Source organism: Leifsonia sp. ZF2019, assembly GCF_019924635.1.
GTDB lineage: Bacteria > Actinomycetota > Actinomycetes > Actinomycetales > Microbacteriaceae > Leifsonia.
On record NZ_CP065037.1, the window covers coordinates 3,404,813 to 3,423,046 of the forward strand.

The 18,234-nt window shown below is 65.0% G+C and carries 11 protein-coding genes; 6 read left to right on the forward strand and 5 right to left on the reverse strand.

The window, feature by feature from the left end:
• Positions 1-19 precede the first annotated feature (19 nt).
• Together IT072_RS16780 and IT072_RS16785 are read left to right on the forward strand one after the other, a co-directional pair.
• Positions 20-1,888 carry an FAD-dependent monooxygenase gene (locus IT072_RS16780; protein ID WP_223357975.1) on the forward strand — a complete coding sequence of 623 codons (1,869 nt, stop codon included), beginning with the start codon at positions 20-22 and terminating at the stop codon, positions 1,886-1,888.
• A 383-nt stretch (positions 1,889-2,271) separates the two neighbouring features.
• A complete protein-coding gene (locus IT072_RS16785; protein ID WP_223357976.1) occupies positions 2,272-2,625 on the forward strand; it encodes a DsrE family protein in 354 nt (117 codons plus the stop codon).
• Between the two features lie 37 nt (positions 2,626-2,662).
• Here IT072_RS16785 and IT072_RS16790 read toward each other — a convergent pair whose 3' ends face one another.
• The 4 genes from IT072_RS16790 to IT072_RS16805 all read right to left on the reverse strand — a co-directional run bounded on the left by IT072_RS16790 (position 2,663) and on the right by IT072_RS16805 (position 5,487).
• On the reverse strand, positions 2,663-3,298 hold the full coding sequence (locus IT072_RS16790) for a LysE family translocator (protein ID WP_223357977.1): 636 nt from the start codon (positions 3,296-3,298) through the stop codon (positions 2,663-2,665).
• Positions 3,295-3,867 carry a CGNR zinc finger domain-containing protein gene (locus IT072_RS16795; protein ID WP_223357978.1) on the reverse strand — a complete coding sequence of 191 codons (573 nt, stop codon included), beginning with the start codon at positions 3,865-3,867 and terminating at the stop codon, positions 3,295-3,297. The genes IT072_RS16790 and IT072_RS16795 overlap by 4 nt, the downstream gene beginning before the upstream one ends.
• A gap of 514 nt (positions 3,868-4,381) precedes the next feature.
• Entirely contained in the window at positions 4,382-4,801 is a 420-nt protein-coding gene (locus tag IT072_RS16800) for a hypothetical protein (RefSeq protein WP_223357979.1), read from the reverse strand.
• Positions 4,802-4,854: 53 nt separating this feature from the next.
• Positions 4,855-5,487 carry a hypothetical protein gene (locus tag IT072_RS16805; RefSeq protein WP_223357980.1) on the reverse strand — a complete coding sequence of 211 codons (633 nt, stop codon included), beginning with the start codon at positions 5,485-5,487 and terminating at the stop codon, positions 4,855-4,857.
• Positions 5,488-5,894: 407 nt separating this feature from the next.
• Between IT072_RS16805 and IT072_RS16810 the strand changes: the two genes are divergently transcribed.
• Both IT072_RS16810 and IT072_RS16815 read left to right on the forward strand, forming a co-directional pair.
• A complete protein-coding gene (locus tag IT072_RS16810) occupies positions 5,895-6,170 on the forward strand; it encodes a hypothetical protein (protein ID WP_223357981.1) in 276 nt (91 codons plus the stop codon).
• A 28-nt stretch (positions 6,171-6,198) separates the two neighbouring features.
• Positions 6,199-6,465 carry a hypothetical protein gene (locus IT072_RS16815; protein ID WP_223357982.1) on the forward strand — a complete coding sequence of 89 codons (267 nt, stop codon included), beginning with the start codon at positions 6,199-6,201 and terminating at the stop codon, positions 6,463-6,465.
• 927 nt (positions 6,466-7,392) lie between these two features.
• On the opposite strand, the gene IT072_RS16820 is transcribed toward IT072_RS16815, so the two are convergent.
• Positions 7,393-14,964, reverse strand: a complete 7,572-nt coding sequence (locus IT072_RS16820) for a PA14 domain-containing protein (protein ID WP_223357983.1) — start codon at positions 14,962-14,964, stop codon at positions 7,393-7,395.
• A 342-nt stretch (positions 14,965-15,306) separates the two neighbouring features.
• Here IT072_RS16820 and IT072_RS16825 point away from each other — a divergent pair, with 342 nt between their 5' ends.
• Positions 15,307-16,890: an exonuclease domain-containing protein gene (locus IT072_RS16825; RefSeq protein WP_223361009.1), complete on the forward strand. Its 1,584-nt coding sequence runs from the start codon at positions 15,307-15,309 to the stop codon at positions 16,888-16,890.
• 379 nt (positions 16,891-17,269) lie between these two features.
• Positions 17,270-18,208, forward strand: coding sequence for an ATP-binding protein (locus IT072_RS16830; RefSeq protein WP_263282052.1), 939 nt, complete (start codon positions 17,270-17,272; stop codon positions 18,206-18,208).
• Positions 18,209-18,234: the final 26 nt, after the last annotated feature.

Consider the following 18,234-nt stretch of genomic DNA (forward strand, 5'->3'; position numbering starts at 1 on the left):
TTAAGGAGATCATGCGAATATGACTAACAGCGTTAAGGAAACATCGGAGGTGGTGGATGTCGTCGTGGTCGGGGGCGGCCCGGTCGGACTGTGGCTGGCGGCCGAGGCACGGCTGGGCGGCGCGAGCGTCGTGCTCGTGGAGCGTCGCGTCGAACGCGTTCGCCAATCCCGTGCGCTGACGATCCATGGTCGGACTCTGGAGACCTTCGGGCTGCGCGGGCTCTCGTCGCGGTTCCTGGAGGTGGGCCGCCCGATGCCGACGTGGCATTTCGCGAGTCTCGACACGCGGCTCGACTTCTCAGGGTTCGACACGCCGTATCCATTCACGTTGTTCATTCCGCAATCGCTGACGGAGGCGATCCTCGAGGACCATGCGGTCGAGGCCGGCGTCGATGTGCGCCGTGGCGCGGTCGTCGTCGGCATCGAGGACCGCGGGGATCAGGTCGACGTCGCTCTCGAGGACGGTGGCGTGATCTCCTCCCGGTGGGTGGTTGGCTCGGATGGCGCTCGGAGCATCGTTCGTCGCACGGCAGACATCGACTTCCCCGGGCTCGCGGCCACGGAGTCCATTGCGATGGGGGATGTCGTGCTGGACCTGCCCGATGGCGCCCCGCTTGGTGGAGGGCAGAACGAGTTCGGCGGAGCGAGCATCATCCCTTCCGGTGACGGGGTGCACTCCCGGGTGATCGTCCTCGACACCACCCGCAGACATGTCCCGCAGAACGAGCCCCTCACCCTCGAGGAATTGAGGGAGTCGCTGCGACGAACCACGGGCACTGACTTCGGCGCCCGTGATGCATCGTGGCTGACGCGCTTCACCAACGAGACGCGGCTGGCCTCCTCCTACCGCAAGGGCCGGCTGCTCCTCGCCGGAGACGCCGCCCACATCCATGCGCCGATGGGCGGTCAGGGCCTGAATGTGGGTGTGCAGGATGCCATGAACCTGGGCTGGAAGCTCGCTCTGGTCGCGACCGACCGAGCCCCGGAAGGTCTGCTCGAGACCTACGAGAGCGAGCGGCGACCGGTTGGCGAGCGTCTGTTCGCCAATACGGCTGCCCAATACAAGCTCGCATCGGACTTCAGCCCGGCGAACAGGTATCTGCGCGATGTCGTCAGCGGCCTGCTCGCCGTGCCCGAAGCCAACCGCGTCATGGCCGGCGAAGTGTCCGGATTCTCGGTGTCCTACCCGCAGCCGCTGGTCGCGGACTCGGAACCGACATCCGGGGCGGGCCGGCGAACCCCGGACCTGCCACTGACGGACGGATCGACGCTGCATCACGCGCTGGCAGAAGGAAAGTTCGTCCGGGTGACCACGCCAGGCGACCGGGCGATCCCGCTGCCGGCCGCGTTCCGACAGGTCCCGGTCCTCGACGTCCGGGCAGAGCGCCTCGACATCGACGACGTTCCCGCCGCCGGATCGATCATCGTGCGCCCGGACGGGTACACGCTGGCTGGCTCCGGCGCCGACGCAACCCCGCGCAGCCGCCCGTCGGTCAGCATCCAGCGCCTGAACCCCGAAGACCTTCACGGAGCCCCGGGCTTCATCAGCCAGATCGTCCAGGCGAGAGGATCGCTCGCCTTCCTCGCCGGGCAGGTCGCCCAGCGAGCCGACGGCACCTGGGTCGGACTCGGGAGCCACCGCGAACAGGCGGAGCAGATCGCACGCAACATCGACACCGCTCTCCGTGCCCTGGATCTCCGACGAGACGCCATCGTGAAAGAGACAATCTATGTCGTCGACTACTCCCCGGCGTTGCTCCGCGACATCGTCGGCCCGCTGCGCGACTCCTACACCGCGCCACCGGCCAGCACGCTGGTCGGCGTCGACACCCTGTTCGCCGCCGAAGCACTGATCGAAGTGGAGGTCACCGTCGCCGTCGAGGCATAGCCGGAAGGGTTCGCCGCCCCTCCGCCGCCGAAAGGGAGCGCCTCGCATCCGCCGCGAACCGCCTGTCCGCGAGACACCCGAGCGAGGAGTTCCCCCATCGTCTGCGTTTCGGAGTCGTCAGCTCTCCCCGCGGCGACGAGCGGGCTCAGCTGGGCCGGTATGGTTCCGAACAACTCTACTTGTCTGAGCAGTTCGTTGGTAGCGTCTCCCATGACACACCCCGGATCGCGGGAGCACCCCCTGACGGAGGAACACGGCCTGCCGGAGCGCAGCCGGATCGTCCAGCGGCGGATGGTCGACGCTCACCGGCGGGGTGTCCCTCTCCGTCGCCACCGATTGAGCCGGCTCACCCCGATGCCGCACCATCCCACGCTCAGGACCCCATGATGAAGACAGTTGCGCACATCTTCCACGACGACGCGGACTCGCTCACCGTCGGCAGCCGGCTCCCGGCCCGCATCGCCGAGGTCGCGGCGGACGACCACATCGATGTCGAGGTGTTCGCCTTCGGCCCCGCACAGCGTCGACTGACCCAGACGGACAGTGAGACCGACCGACTGTTCAACGCCCGGATCGACGCGCTGATCGCCTCCGGGATCCCGGTCGGCGCGTGCATCAACTCCGCCCGGGCGGACGGCACCGAGGCCACCCTCGCTCGACGCGGGCTCACGCTCGCCGTCGCCCGCGACGAGTTCATCCGTTTCACTCTCGAACGCGCCACCGTCATCACCTTCTAGCGACGATCCGTTCCGCGAGCGTGCGTCAACGCCGTCCTCAATGCTCCGCGAGCGACGCAACCAGCTCCCATCCGACGACACCCGCCAGGCAGGTGTAGACGATCCCCGCCAGGACGCTCAGCATCCGGGCGGCGGACGAGCCCGGCGCGAGACGGCGCTGGAGCACACCGGCGAGAAGGCCGACCGTCGTATCGACGACGTAGCCGATCGCCATGAAGCACAGACCGAGCAGCACGAACTGGGCGGCGCTGGATTCGGCGGAACCGAGGAACTGCGGCAGGAACGCCAGGAAGAACAGCGCCATCTTGGGGTTGGTCAGGTTGACGACGAGACCCTGCCGAAACCACGCGCCGTCCCGACCACCCGAGCCGACGTCGGCACCGCGGCGCGCCTCGCGAAACGCCTCCACGGCCAGCCAGGCGAGGTAGCCGAACCCGATCAGGCGCAGCAGGTTCAGCGACCACGGAAGCTCGCGGACCAGGGTGCCGGCTCCTGCGGCGACGGCGAGGGAGTAGACGAGCACGCCGAGGGCGACCCCCGCCGACGCCCGCAGCGCAGCAGTCCGACCGCCGCGGATGCCCACCGCGAGCATGTAGGCCATGTCCGTTCCCGGGGCGAGGCAGATCAGCAGGCTGGCCAGGAGGAAGAGCGGGAGGACGGCGACATCGATCATCGGGCGGCTACCGCGCCGGCGACGGGATTGCGGTGGCGATGCCTGTCCACCCTCGCACGATTGCCGCACCCCGGGCTGCACCACCGCTGGTTGCGCCGCGAACGGTGGAATATCTGCCCGCATCCCGGCGCCTCGCAGATGGCGATCGCGGCCAGGTCGTCGCGGGCGAGGAGATCGACGGTCGCTGCCCCGAGGACGCCGAGGAGCGCCGGGAAGCCGGCATCGGCCGCCAGCCGGCTCGTTCCCGGAACCGTCGCCAGCAACCGTGAGACGCCGGCAGCACGCACCCGGGAGTTGATGAGCTCGATGTCCTCCGTCGCCAGGGGCATCCCCCGGGCCGCGCAGCGGAGCAAGCGGTCCGTGGCGTCGCGCTGCTCGAGCACCTGCCCCAGCTCGATGTCCCCGTCGTCCACCGCCGGCAGCCACGCGGGCTCGGCTTCGATCCACGCGCGGAACTCCTCGACAGTTCCGATGAGCTCTGCGCGCCGAACACCCAGCCCGATGGTGGTGTTGGCGAAGTCGACCGCCAGGTGGTCGCCCAGCCAGATCCAGCGCGTCCGTGAAGTCACGCCCACATCATGGACCTGTCATGGATTGTTGCGCAAAAACCATTACATGGACTCGGGTCACGATGCGGCCGTTGACCCGGGGTGAGGGACGAGTTGGTCGCGGCGGACACGTCGACGCGCCCCACGGCTCCTGGGTCACAGCTACGAGCAGAGCGTGCTCGCGGCGTCCACCGCCGCCAGCCGCGGCTCGTGCGCCACACCACGAACACATAACTGGTGGTCACACGATCGATCCGATAGAGGGGGACCCGGCGCGACCAGAGCACTCCCGTGACAACCAGGGCATCGCCCACGCGACGCGCTCCAGCGAAGCCGAACCAGCGGACGGTCAGGTACCCGCTGAAGGCAATGAGGACAACCACGGCATTTCTGAGCTGAGGAGCGTCCGGATCGGTGTGAACGGCGACGCTCCCAGCGAGAACCAGCACCGCTGGCGGGAGAAACCCGCCGAAGTACTGGAACGGATGTGGTCTCAGCCTTCGACCGTAGAAGGCCGCCCACGCAGACTCCGCCGTCATCGGCGCCTGCGTTCTTCCCGCTGGACGCGCTTCAGGGTGCGCAGGTACTTCCGCTGCGGGGGCCCGTAGTCGCTGATGTAGCTGCTGGTGACCATCGCGGCGTCGAGCCGCCAGCGGAGCGGGATCAGCTCGACCTGGCGGGCGATGCTGTCTGCGAGGTCGGCATCCGGGTCGATGTCGCGGAGGATGATCTCGGCCGGCGGCAGCTGCATGTAGTAGCGGTCCTCGTCCTCACGGGTGAACTCCTGGTCGAGCTGCTCATACGTCCGCTCGACCAGCTTGTTCATCTCGCGGTCGAGTTCCACCATCTGCCGCGGCGTCAGCGCATCGATCCGGGACTGCAAGGCCGCATCGAGGTAGTCCGCGCTGTCGTCCGGGTTGAGGGTGTTGTAACCGCGTCCAAGCGGGTTCCACATCAGGGAGAGCTCCTTCGCGACGACGGGTTAGGGGCACCGTGTCCGGGCGGGTGTCAGTCGCGAGAGCGCTTGGCCGCAACCATTCGAAGCTGATTCAGCGCGTCTATGGCGGCGTCGCACCTCGCTTCAGATTGAGGGAAGATACCTCCGCAGATCTCCGATGTGAAGACCAGCTCGATGTGCAGTTCCTGACCCTTCCAAGTGCTATTCGTCTTAACCATCCATTGTGGAAGCGTGTCGTATGTCGCCGACTTCTCGATCTTCCCCAACCCGGCCCACGGAATCTCAAAGACCTTCGCGATCTCCTCATTGCTATCCCAGACCGCGAGTCCTGCGTCGCTAGCAACAACCGTAATGAAGTACGAAATGTCCCGAAGAGCAGGCATCTCCGGATCCGCATCAAAAATCGGCCGGAATCCGTCTCGCCGCGCGTTCTGCACGAAGGCGGCCGGATTCTCGCGACGCAGTCTGGCACGGGCGCGGGACGGGCGAACGACAAGCACGAGACAAATGACCAAGAGAACTACGAATACGGCACACATGATCACGATCCCGACGGTCAGGTCGTTCGCCAAGCCCAGCGGAGGGTCCTGAAGCCGTACCGCCGTCATGCCCACCATCAGGGCGAGCCAGACCACACCGAACGCGTAGCAAGCAATCCATCGGGAGATCACTCGTCGCTTCATCTCAGTTCCTTCGCTTCGAATCTCTAGTCGTTCTGCCACCAGGGGAAAGACAAGCCGGTCGAGAACACAGCGTTCTCCGCCCCAAGCCACCAACGGCCGGCCGTGCCGAACCCGCGAAATCCAGCGAGGAAAAGGCCCATCTGACAAGATGAGTCCATCTTGATCGTGCAAGCGATCGTAGTTGACCCGATACCGGAAAGAAGCGCGATCACTTCAAACGCGGGCGCGGCAGGAGTCGGGAGGAGAGCAGCAGCTTGCGTTGCCATACTGATCCACCCAAGGCCCGTCTGAAAGGCGTCAGCAGCGCGTTTCAGCCCTTCTGCCTGTGTTAACAGATTTTATCGAACATATGTTCGAAAGTGTGCTGCAATTGGTGGGACACCCGAACACATCTGGAGGACCTGGTCATGAGCATCGCGCCCGCCGCCGACATCGTCCACCTGTGGGACGACGCCGGCGTCCCTACCCGCCTGGTTTGGGCCGGCCGCCGGTACCGGATCCTCACCGCCGACCCCGTCCGGGATCCGGCCTACGACGCCGCGCTCACGCATCCGGTCGCGCGCCTGGCCGGCTGGGCCGTCGTCGCGGCCGCGGAGGCGAACCTGGCCGAGGTGTGCGCGCTGCAGCTGCAGCGCGGCGCTGGCGGGACCGGCTGGCTCCTGGTCGACGTCGACCCCGGCTGAGCCGATGGGAACCTCGAAACGGTAAGACGTGTACACCGGGCAGCTGGCCGGCCTCGAGGCGGAGGAAGCCCGCCGGCCCAAGCCGATCAGCATCCCCGAAGAGATCGTGCACGCCTCAGGACGTCGGCACGACGAGAAGACCCCGATCCCGGTCCGCGTCCACGTCCCCGTGCAGGTTGCGTATAGCGACGTCGAGCTCGTCGACGCCGACGCGATCGCCTGGACCAGCGGCGGCCTTGCCCTCGTCTGCTACACCCCCGCCGGCGAAGAAGGTCCGGGACCGAAGCACTCGTAATGCCTCGGTTCCGGACCGGCTTCTCACCCTCTCTGCGAAGGGTACCCAGCACGGCCGAGTTGACCATTACCCACACCTACGCCGAAGGCACCATCGTGCGCGGCACCGCCGACACCCTCGAAGTCCACGGCAACCAGTGGGGCCGCAGCCGGCTACCGGCCGGCCGCGAGAGGGCCAGTCACCCTCGCGCTCCCCGAGCCGACCCATCGGGCCGGCGTGATGGCAGGCTCCGCCGCGCTCAACCGCCTACCGGCCCCGCGACGTTGCACCAGCGTGGCCGGCCCGCAGACCGGGCGCCAGTTGTCGGGACATCAAGGAGGAAAATCGTGTTGGCGCCGGTTCCTCCGGCCAACTATGCCGACAGGGCTGAGCGGGCATAGGCACGCGCCGACCAATTGTCAGAGGTGGTCAGCCCCCGAACGCGACGAGCCCGTCTTCGCGTCGTCTACCCACCGGCGGATCACCTTGACATTGTGGTTACTGTGCCGCGTAACCATTTCGATGGGCCTCGGCTTGGACCAGAGCGGCGTGATCGGGGTCCACCGAGGTCCGCCTCTCCGCGACCGCCATATCACTGCCACATACCCGAACGTCACTCGTTCGATCTGAATAAGCGGGATACGACGCGACCACAGAACGCCTGTAATCACTAGGTCGTGCTCGTCCTTTCGCACGCCCGCGAGAACGAACCAGCGCACGGCGAAGTACGCACTGAACGTGATAAGAATCCCCGACCCGACCATCATTGAGCTTGTTGGGCTCTGTCGATAGGACAAGACGGCGACCACGACCAGAATCACAGGCACAAACGCCATCCCGAAATATTGGATGGGGTGCGGACGCAGCCGCGCATGAGGTCGTCTCGCGGATGCACCAACAGTCTCCGGCGCAGTCATGCGTTCTCTGGTTCCTCGCGACCAGCTAAACTCACCATGCAACCCGTCCTGTCCTCACGCCGGACAGGGTAGCAGGTCGAGTTGCCCCACCAGGAACGGTCATTACAGTGGTGAACAGGGATCCCGCCATTGACCCGACTCCGTTGCCTGACCACTGTGATCCCTTGACAAGGCGTCGGGCGGCCGCAGCCGTGGCGGCTCGTGCTGCAGGTGGCGCCGATCGGATTGCCGTACTTACGGTCACCTTCACCGCGGCTTTGAGCCCGGCGCCGACGGCACTTCCGAGTGCCATCCCGGCCATGCTGGCCAGGGCTTCCGCCCCGCGCCCTTGCACCGCGTAGGCGGCAGCCTGGACGCCACCGCATATGGCCGATGCCAGACCGGGCACGAAGCCACATGCTGTCAGCGCCGCGTTTACCCAAGGGTTGTCGGTGATCGTTTTGGCGACGTTCTGGACAACACCCCATGCGTCGTCCCAGAACAATTTGCCTGTCAGGTCGTGCCCGTTGATGGGATCGTTCGGGTAGTTGTACGCATTGCTATTGCCACCGAGCACCGGGTCCGATGAAAGGAACCGCGCAACAGCGGGAACGTATTGACGCACCCCCATTTCAATAGTTGAAACAGTCCCTTCGTGTTCGTAGAGCTTCTGGTGAGATCCTTCCCACCCGTAGGTCGCGCCTTGCGGCGTGTTTGCAGGAACGGCATCGTCCGCTCCGAGCGTCCCGATCCGAGACGTTGCTAGGTCGATCGGGTTGCCGAACGGGTCGTAGAGCGCGAGGTCGCCTTGGGCGACACCTGCTCCATCCATCTGGAGAAGGACGTCACCGTGGATGTTCGGGTACGACCAGGACGCGGAGCTGCTTTGCTGGGAGACCACGACTCCGCCGGGGAGGACGAGAGTGTGTTCAACGATGGCGCCAGCCGGAGTGAGGGTCCAGTCGGGCGTATCACCATCGCCGCTGAATCCGTAGCGAACGGTCGTGGCCGACCCGCCCACCGGAGTGACCGAACGCGCCACGATTCTGCCTGTGACGTCCCGGGTGTAGGTGATGGCGGCACCGCCAGCGATGCTTGTAGCGATGTGACGGTCTGACTGGTCGTATCCGATGGTCTGATCGGTCAGGGTAGTGGTGTTGCCCCGGTTGTCGTAGGCGAGGTTCGACGTGTTCAGGCTGGTGCCTGCAACAGGGTTGGGCATCGCCGACGGGTCCGGTGCGGCAAGGATCTCGACGGCGACCATGTTCCACGGGTCCTCGCCGTCGCTGACGCCGACGCTGACGGTGCCTCCGCTCGCGGCGACCGTGGTTGAGCGTTGAGCCCAGAAGAAGTTGTATTGCGGGTCGGTCAGTACGAGGGCAGATGTCGATGCGAGTGTCTTCGCCTCGGTGGCCGGCCCGCCTGGGGCGACGATGTTGGCTTGATTCGGATCGTCGGACAGCTGGTCGAACTTTGGCTGGTCGCCGGTGGTCCATCGCTCGCTCCCGCTGCTCGCGTGCCCTGCCCCGTAAACAAGCGACCCGGGTGCTGTTGTCGTGACGCTGACGGTGGGGGTACCTGCGAGCCCGCTGGAGGAGTTGCTTGCGCCTACTCCGGATGCCCCGGAGAACGCGACGATGCTCATGAGCTGGTGGTATTCCGCGCTCGAGTCGGTCTGGGTGCCGGTGATGGCGGCGTTGGTGAGCGTGTTGGCGGAGGTCGCTGTCCACACCTCGCTTGTGCCGCGTTGTGTGTTCTCTCGCTTCGCCAGAGTCCAGGTAAGGCCACCGCCGGTGACCGTGCCTGTCTGTCCGTGGCTGACGTCCGGGCCGTCGGACTGGTAGAACGCGACGAGGAGGTCGTTGGGTTTCGTCGTCGAGATCGTGGCGGTCACGGACGCAGCGGCAGTGGTGCTGTTCGCGCTTGCTCGGCCGTCTTCGGTTGCGGTTGCGGGAGGGGTGTTGCCGACCGTGGTGGAGGTGAGTCGGTCTGCGTTGTCGTAGCAATACGTCGTGACGGTGGTGCCGGCGGTGGTGGTGTCGGTGAACTTGGTTCGGTTGCCGTTCTTGCCTGCGGCGGTGTTGGTACCGCAGCCGCCGGTCGCGGCGAACTCGTACCCGAGGGTGTGTCCTGCTACTTGGGCGGAGGCGAGCCTGCCCACCGTGTCGTAGGAGTACACGCTGGTGCCGATGGTCTTAGGCCCCTGGGTGATTGTGTCCTTGACAACGCGGCCGGCTTGGCTGCGGTCGACCGTGTCGACACTTCCTGTCCCGGCCTGGTCGTTCCACCGGATAGAAGTGGTCGCGCCAGCCGCATTGCGGGCCCAGGCGCCGGTGCTGCCGTTTCCGGCGTTGCCCGCGCCTGAGGGGTAGCTCATGTCCGCAAGCTCGCCGTTGACGTAGGACGAGACAGCGAGGGTCTTCCCGCTGAGGTCCGCAACGGTCTTGACTCGGCCGTCATCGTCGTATGTGTACCTCTCGCCCTGAGCGGGCTGCCCGGAAGGGGTGCTCACCTGGGTGATGAGCTGGTTCAAGCGGTTGTAGCTGCTGGCCGTCACCGTCCCCCACACGTCGGTGTAGGAGACAGTCCGTCCGAGGAGGTCGGTGACCGTTGTGATTCGGCCGGCTGCATCCTCTGACCAGGTCGTCAACGGGTCACCGTTGCTTGTGGCGAAACTGGAGAGCACGATGCGTTCGGTGGTCGTCGCAGTACCCGACAGAGTCTGCTTAGTCACCCGTCCGCGATCGTCGAATGTGGTGCATGACCACGTGGTATCACCGGTCTTCTTGCTTCCGACAACTCGGCCGAGAAGGTCGTAGACATAGCTTGTCGTGACTGCTGCACCCGTTGCCGGACTCGGGCCAGTGGCACTCATCAGGCGGCCGAACTGCGGAGTGCCGACAGCGAGACCGCAGACGGCAGCTCCTCCGTTGACCTGGTCGGCGTAGCCGCCGAGCTCGGTGTAATAGGTGTTCGAGACAGCCGTGTTACCAGCGGGGAGGGTCTGGGAGAGCTGCCGCAGGTAGCCGGTGGCGCCGAAGGCTTCGTACGTGTTCGTGGTGGTGAGGGGGGCCGCCGTCCCGACGGTCATGGTGGTGGCCATTCCGAGCCAGGGGGTGGTTCCATAACCGGTCGTGGTCTTTGCCGGTGGAGTCTGAGCCGTGCCGAGACCGGTGACTCCCGCGGGTACCGCGTCGTCGGTCTGGGTGGTGGTGACCAGGCCGTAGGCCGGCGACAATGCGGTCCCCGGAACGACGACGCGGCTGCCTCCGGGCGGCGTCCAGAGCAGTTGGAGGCTGGCGGTGGAGGTGTCTTCCTTGTACTCGAGTCGGACGCGCATCGATTGACCGGCACTTGCGGTTACCGTTGCGGTCGGCGAAAGGTGCGCAGAGCTGGGAACCCAGTCGCTGATCTTGAGGACGTCGTCCAGCCAGAGCTGGGTGCCGTCGTCGGCGTTGGTGTTGAGGGCGTAGGTTCCGGCCACCGGGAACGTGATGGTTCCCGTCAGCCGAAGAGTCCAGTTGTCGGCGGGGCCTCCGGCGTAGGGGGCGGATGTTCCCCAGTTGGCGTTGACCGTTCCATCGGCCGTTCCAACGCCGAGCGCGTAGTTGCTGGGCACACCGCTGAGGGTCGAGTTGGGATAGTACGTCGCGTTCAGCCCTCGCATTCCCTCGTCGTAGGCGGTTGATGTGTGCGCTGTCGTTGACGCGCACGCGGTAACGGGGCGCAGGTCGGCGCCGTAACACGACACGGGGGCGGGACCATACGTGTCGGTCGAACGATCCAGCTGGTCGAACAGGGTGGTCGACTTTCGTCCGGCGGCATCGGTGACGGACGTGTTCTGGTCCTTGACCGTCCAGGTTTTGGAAGTGAGCAACCCTGTGGCCGACAGCGTCGTGGTTCCCCGCCAGGCGGTGTCGAAGGCCGCTGTCGCCGCGTGACCGTTGGCTGGAGCAGTCACGGAAGGCGAGAGCCCGGCTGCATCGACGAAAGTTGTTCCCGAACCATCGGCGTTGCGGTTGTAGGAGTAAGTCTTCTGCGGTTGCTCGTCGTCGTCCACGCCGTCCGGTGCCGGAAGCGTGATCCGCTGGACACGCTTTGCGCTGTCGTACGCGATCTCTGTTTTGACGGCTGCTTCTGGATCGTGCCGCGGGTGCGCCGCCAGCCAGTCGTTGACCGTAGCGGAGCGGATCGTCGAGAGCAGACCGTTCGTGTATCCGAAGTCGGTGACCTCATCGCCCGGGTCGATGATGCGAGCGAGCTGCACACCGCCTGAGGCGGCATCGACGGTCGTATCGAGCTGCGTATACAGAAGTTGGGTGGTGTCGTTGACCCCGATGACGTGTCCCGGGTAAACGATTCGGCAGATCATTCCTGGCGGCGCCGCGGTGAACCCCGGTGTGACAGGACATGCCAGCGGAGAACCGGTGTCAGTCGTGGTGAGCCCAACAGATGCCGCGCTGTCTCCTGCATAGGCGAATTTGACCTGACGAGTGTAGACGGTTCCCGACTTCGAGAGCGGGTCGGAGATGCTGTCCAGCTGGTTGGTGCCCGGCCGGTAGGCGGCTACCGGAGCAGCACGCTTCTTCGCATCCATCGCGTCGGTGATGCTCGTGACTTTGCCGGACGGGTCGAACTGGTAGATCGTGCCGTCCTCGTCGGTCAGGGTGATCGCCTTGGTTGCGTCTTGTGCCAAAACACCCTGCTCCCCAGGCGGCGGGGTATAGCCGCCGGTGGAGGCGCGGTTGTAGGTGTGGGCGGTGCCGGTGGTGTCTGTCAGGGTGACGGAGCTCTCCTTGACCTCCGCTCGAACGTAGGCGGTGTTGGTCCCGGTGAGGGCGGTAGTTGCTCCCCAGCCCGGAGGGAGAGTCTCGACCTTGCGCGTCAGCCAGGAGGCGGGCACGACCGTAGGATCGAGCGTCTTCTGGACCCCGTTCGCGTCTTTGTAGGTGCCCTTCACCCAGAGTTCGACGAGCCCATTGCCGTTGTTGTTGTAGAACTGCACGGCCAGTGGGGTGGGGACGATCGACCCGGCCGCCGCGGTCGTGAGCTGCGTTCCGCTTCCCCAGACGACGTTCTCCTGGTGCGCGTTGTTCCACTGGTCGATGGCGGTTGTGCCGTTGAGGATCAGCTTCGCGCCGTCATCACGGACGAAGCCGAAGGTGTAGGAGCCGCTTGCTGGAGGTGTGATGAATCCTTGCCACTGCACCATGTAATGGGAGGCTGGCATGGCCGGTGTCGGCGCGGTGGTACCCCAATCGACGCCGATGAGGGTATCGGTGCGAACGAGTCGGACTTTGTCGGCAAGGTCGGTTCGTGCGAACGAGTAGTTCGGCGTCGTGTCGGCGGAGAGGTCGTAGTAGGTGGCGGTGAGGCCGGACACCGACGCCTGTTGCGAGTTATAGGCGAAGGACAACCCCATCGGACCACCCAGGGTGGAGACGGTGGGAGAGGCGAAAGAGACATTGGCGTTCCCGTTGGCGAGGTTGACCGTCACCCCGCCCGCACTGTCGGTCGGTGACGGACCATTAGTGCCGGTGCGCGCCGTGTACGTGAAGTGATTGATCCAAGTGCCTGGCGACTTGTCGAAGCCGTCGTCCACGACGATCACCCAGGAGTATCTGACGCCGTCTTGTAGCACGTCGCCCGGAACAGTCCACGTGTACGGCGCAGTGGTCTTGACGTCCGAGACGGCGACGATGCCACTCTTACCGTCAGATCCGGTCGTCAGACGGAACTGGTACTTCATCGAGTCCCCGTTGAAGTCATTCCCCTGGCCGCCGCTGAGCACGGGGGTCGGGCTCACCAGAATCGACCCGTCCACTGGCGCGGCCGAGGATTGTGGAACGACCGCTGGAGTGTTGGTCTTGAACGAGTACACCTGGGACACGCGTTGCGAGCACGAACCGGCAGGGATCGATGTATCGCTGCTGCAGTATCCGTCTTTGACGTAGAGGTGATAGTAGTACGTCGTGTTCGGTTGCAGATAGGTTCCGGGCACTGTCACTGGGTTGCTGCTGGTCCAACCCGACTGCCAGACAACACCAGATTCGCCATCGGATCCGGTGGCCACACGGAAGTAGTAGCCGAGGCCAGTCCCCTCCGGATCAGACGAGGCGATCTTCAACGTCGGCGTCAGACTGGCGCGCATACCGCCCGTGGGAGACGGGGGTGCTGCCGTCGGTACGGCTGGGTAGTCCTTCCACGCGACCAAGAGGTAGGCGTTGAGACTCTTGAGGGTGTACGCGCCCGCCTGCTCTTGTCCGGTCAGCATTACGTAGGCGCCCGGGCTGCTGGTATTCACCCATGACGAGATCTGCTGGGCCAGTCCGTCTCCGCTGGAATTGCCATCGACCGTGATTGGCATCGTGGCAAGGAGCCCGCCCCCAATGCCGTTGTAGCCGAAGGAGGAGGCGTAGTAGATGCCTCCGGTGTAGGGGCCAGAAGTCGTGCCGACCACGCCGTTCATTGCGGCGTAGACACCAGCGTTGAGGATCTGCTTACCGAACAGTTGCTCGTAGGGGAATTTGACGATCGATCGCCAGTAATGGTCGCCGGGGTCGCGGGCGTTGCCGACGAGGATGGTGTCGGTGCGGAGAACGCCGTCCGATTTGTAGGACCGGATGTCGGTGGTCCCTGCGGGTCCCCAGGTGGTGGGGTCGACGTACACGGGGTAGACGCGGTCGCTGTCGGTCAGCCACTCCCGGGACGGAGACAGGGTGAGCGTCCAGCTGCTGCCGGTGCGCTTGACCGTCACCGGCACGTTCGCGGTGGCGTCGGAGGACTCGCCTTCCACTCCCGAGGAGTCCCACATCAGCGGCGTCGGGATCTGAAACCGCACGGTCCCGTTGACATCGGCGAAGTCCACACCACCGTCGGCATTGACCGACAGCGTCAGACCCGGAGCCTCAACACCCCACACGTACTCGTCGGCAGAAACTGCGGGGAGGGCGTCGAGTTTCAACGTCTCCTTCACCGACGACGGCTGCACCTGATACTCGAGGTCGACACCGTCGAACACGTCCGGATACGTCACCGTGTCGGTTCCGACACCGTTGCGGGAGGCGAACGGGAGCGGCGCCTTCATCGCCGAAGCAGCAGCCCCCTGCAACGTGTAGGAGACGCGGTATCCATCCTTCTCGACCGACATCACCCCGTCGGCGGCGCCGTCGCTCTTGAACTCCGGCCGCAGCACGTTCTGCGGAACACTCAGCCCCCCGGTGGCGCTGTCGGATTCGAGGCGGGTCGAGGACTCCTTCCACTCGCCGTGCTGAAAGACGTTCACCGGCGACGCCGACAGCTGGGTGACGTGCGACCCGTCATCCTTCGTGTAGGTCGTCGAGTACTCATCGCGGGACGTGACCACCGCATCGGCGACACCCTCCGGAGCAGCAGACTCCTCGGCTGCCGCACCTGGGTCCTCGAGGGAGAGCTTGGAAGGCTTCGCCGCTTCCGTCTCCCGCATCGGGCGCGCACTCAGGTCCTCGACCGGACCGCCAGCGATGGGCGCCGCGGTCGACGGCAGGGGCGGCAGATCCGCCGCAGATCGATTCGATGGCGCATCAGCGGAGGCTTGCGTTTCTGTGGCGTTCGCCGGCGACACCACCCCGACGATAAGTGCCATCGCTGCAACAAACGCAACTGCCACGGACCCAAAAGAGCGCGCGAAAGACCGCATTCAGAACCCCTCGACTAATGGAAGGCGCCCCCCGATAGTCGAGCGCGAGATCAATCTAGAGGGTTGGATTTCTGTACGTCGAGCAAGAAACCTATGCAAAATCTCATCGAGCACCCCCAATAGGTGGTACTCATGTTTCCGGTATGTTACAAATTCCCAGAGGCATTAAGATGCGCGATTGCGTCGAGTTGGACGCCTCTCAGCCGGCCACGATGCGCCTAGTTCGGGGGCGAGATCGGATCGCTGCAGCCATGCAACCATTGGGCGACTCGAGTCGAAGGGGTGGCCATGGGGGCATGGGACTGGTTGTTCAAGAAGCGAGCCGATAACCGCGCGGAGGCAACCTCGCCGACCTACTCGGTCTCGAGTAGCAGTCCGGTCTTCGCCGTCCTCGATGTCGAGACGACCGGGCTCTCCCCGAACAGGGACCGCATCCTTGAACTTGCGATCGTGCGCGTGGACGCGCTCGGCAACCCCGTCGACGAATTCACGTCGCGAGTCGACCCGGAGGGCCCTGTCGGCGCGACCCACATTCACGGAATTACGGCCCAGGACGTCGCCGGCAAGCCGCGCTTCCGTGACCTCGCCCCGACGATCGCCCAATCGCTCCACGGCCTTCCACTGGTGGCGCACAACGCGAAGTTCGACCTCGCATTCCTGCGTAGTGAGTTTCGCACTGCGGGGTGGGACCTCCCCTGGCTGGCCGCGTACTGCACGCTGGATGCCAGCTTCACCTACCTACCCGACATCGCCCGCCGGCGCCTTGCTGACTGCTGCTGGGCCGTTGGCACACCGTTGAGTGACGCCCACTCGGCCCTCGGCGACGCGCGCGCAACGGCCGGCCTCCTGCGCGCCTACATCGGTGCGCACCGCAGCGACGACGACCTCCTCCGCTCGATCCGCGGCGTTGCCGCCAGCACAGCCTGGCCGACCGGCCCTACCAGATCGCCGCAGGCGCATCGCCCCGAGACTGCCCCGCGGAGCCGCCCGGCCCGAATCACCCCGCCTCGCCCCCGCCAGGACTCATTGGTGCGTCAGCTGAACGCGATGAGCCTGCTCGAAGTGCTCGACGAGGGAGCACCCCCCGGAACCGGCGCCTATCTCGAGTTGCTCTTCACATCCCTCGAAGACGGTGACATATCACACGACGAGGCCCAGGCTCTCGACGAGCTCCGGACCGAGTACTCGCTGACGACCGACGACCTCGCTCGCGCACACGAAGCATTCATGCTGGCGCTTGCGCACCGGGCAGTCGACGACGGCATCATCACCCACGACGAGCGCCGCGAACTGCACAGCCTGGCCACACTCCTCTCCGTACCTGACACATCCGTCAAAGCGGTCCTCGACAGCGCGGACGAAGCACGTCGCACGCGTCTCAGCGCCAACCTCGGCCCCCTCCCGGACGGGTGGAGCCTCGGCGAACCCCTGCACGTCGGCGACAAGGTGGTCTTCACCGGCTGCGACGAAAGACAACGACAGCGGCTGGAGACGCGCGCCGAACAGCTCGGAGTACGCGTGGTCGGCAGCGTCTCCCGCCTCACCGCCATGCTCGTCACCGACGGATCCTTCTCAGGCGGCAAGCACGCCAAAGCCGTCGAACTCGGCACCCGGACCGTGCATCCGGATGACTTCGAGCAGCTCCTGCGATATCTGCAGCCCTCCACGCACGCGGCCAGCCGGCTTGTCGCCGCATCTGCCGCGCCGGCAGCGCCGCAAAGCCCAGCACCGCAAAGCTCCAACCAGGAGATTCGAGCATGGGCGTTGGCCAACGGCCACGAGGTCGGGGTCCGCGGCAGACTACCCAGAACTGTCATCGACGCTTTTGTTGCGCACCACGGAGCAGCTCGCGAGGGCGCAGCCAAGGCGTGACGAATCACACCTCCTCACGCTCGGCTCAACCTGTTGGACCCCTCTTCGCGTCGACGTCGACCAACCAAACGATTTGGTCGCGGCGCTCTACGTCGGTCGCAAAGTTCTCGATCCGAAAGCATCACTTGCTCGTGCTACCCACGGAGAAGTCCGCCACATCCCGGACGACGAAACGGGATGGCAATCCACCTGACACTCTCAGACGCGATTCGCGATTCGACTGCTGTGATCGCTTCGGCGACCTGGACTGGACCCTGCACGGCAAGACCTAATCTGTCACTTCGCGCGCCCCATTCTGGGGCGATGAGTGCGTCCAGTTTTCAGTAGATTCGGTTCGGGGTGCGTCGTACGGGCACCAGGGCGGAGGTAACTTGTGCGATTGACCAAGGTCAAGGTCCACGGTTTCGGAAGGCTAGCCGATGGAAGCATGGATCTCGGCCCACGGGTGATCGCCGTGGTCGGGCCCAACGAAGCAGGAAAGTCTACGTTTCTCGACGCTCTCGCTTATCTGACCGACCAAGGCGCTACCCTCCCAACAATCCGGCGATCGCGCTCGATCGTGATCGCTGACGACACGACGGTGGTGACCGGCTACTACGTCCTTGACGAGGCGGACTCCGAAAGCTTCGCAAGTGACGATCTCGAGGAGCTCCCCCGTGCCCTCGAGCTTTCCCGACGTGCAGGGTCAACTACGCGATACATGACCGTAACTCCCCCACCCGAGCCCTCACGCGGACGGGTCGCTGCCTTGATTGCAGCCTTCTTGGTTCACTACACGCCAGATCTCGTCCCGCCGTTCGGTCCTGAGACCGAACTTGACGAGTCAGAGCGAGAGATGAGGGAACAAGTTACTCAGGCGCTTGCCGAGGCCATAGAGGAAGTCCGTGTCGTGGCCGCGTCGGGCAATGAGCGGGATCTGCTCCCCGGCATGCGCGACCAGCTCGAATCCATCCGAACGCGGATGGCACCATTTGGACTACCAGCTGAGCAAAGGTCGCATCTTGACCGACTAATAGATTGGATTGACACGCGTGACCGCGGTGATGTAGTGCGAACACGCATGGGGCAAATGCTTCCCGTAGCCCTCCTATTCTCAGATGCCGATCGGAACCTGCCATCAACGTTCGCGTTGGATGACAGCACCGTAAATGAGGTACCTGCTGCCGTTCAGAACCTTGCCGACATGGCGGGCCTTAGCATTCCTGATCTCTGGCTGGACATTCAGAAAGGTGATCGTGCTGGCTACGGAAGCAAGATGCGAAAGGCGAATAGGCTCTTTGGGAAAAGTTCGAACTGGCATGGAGGCAGTCAGACCTGACCGTTGATCTCGACCTTTCTGGTACG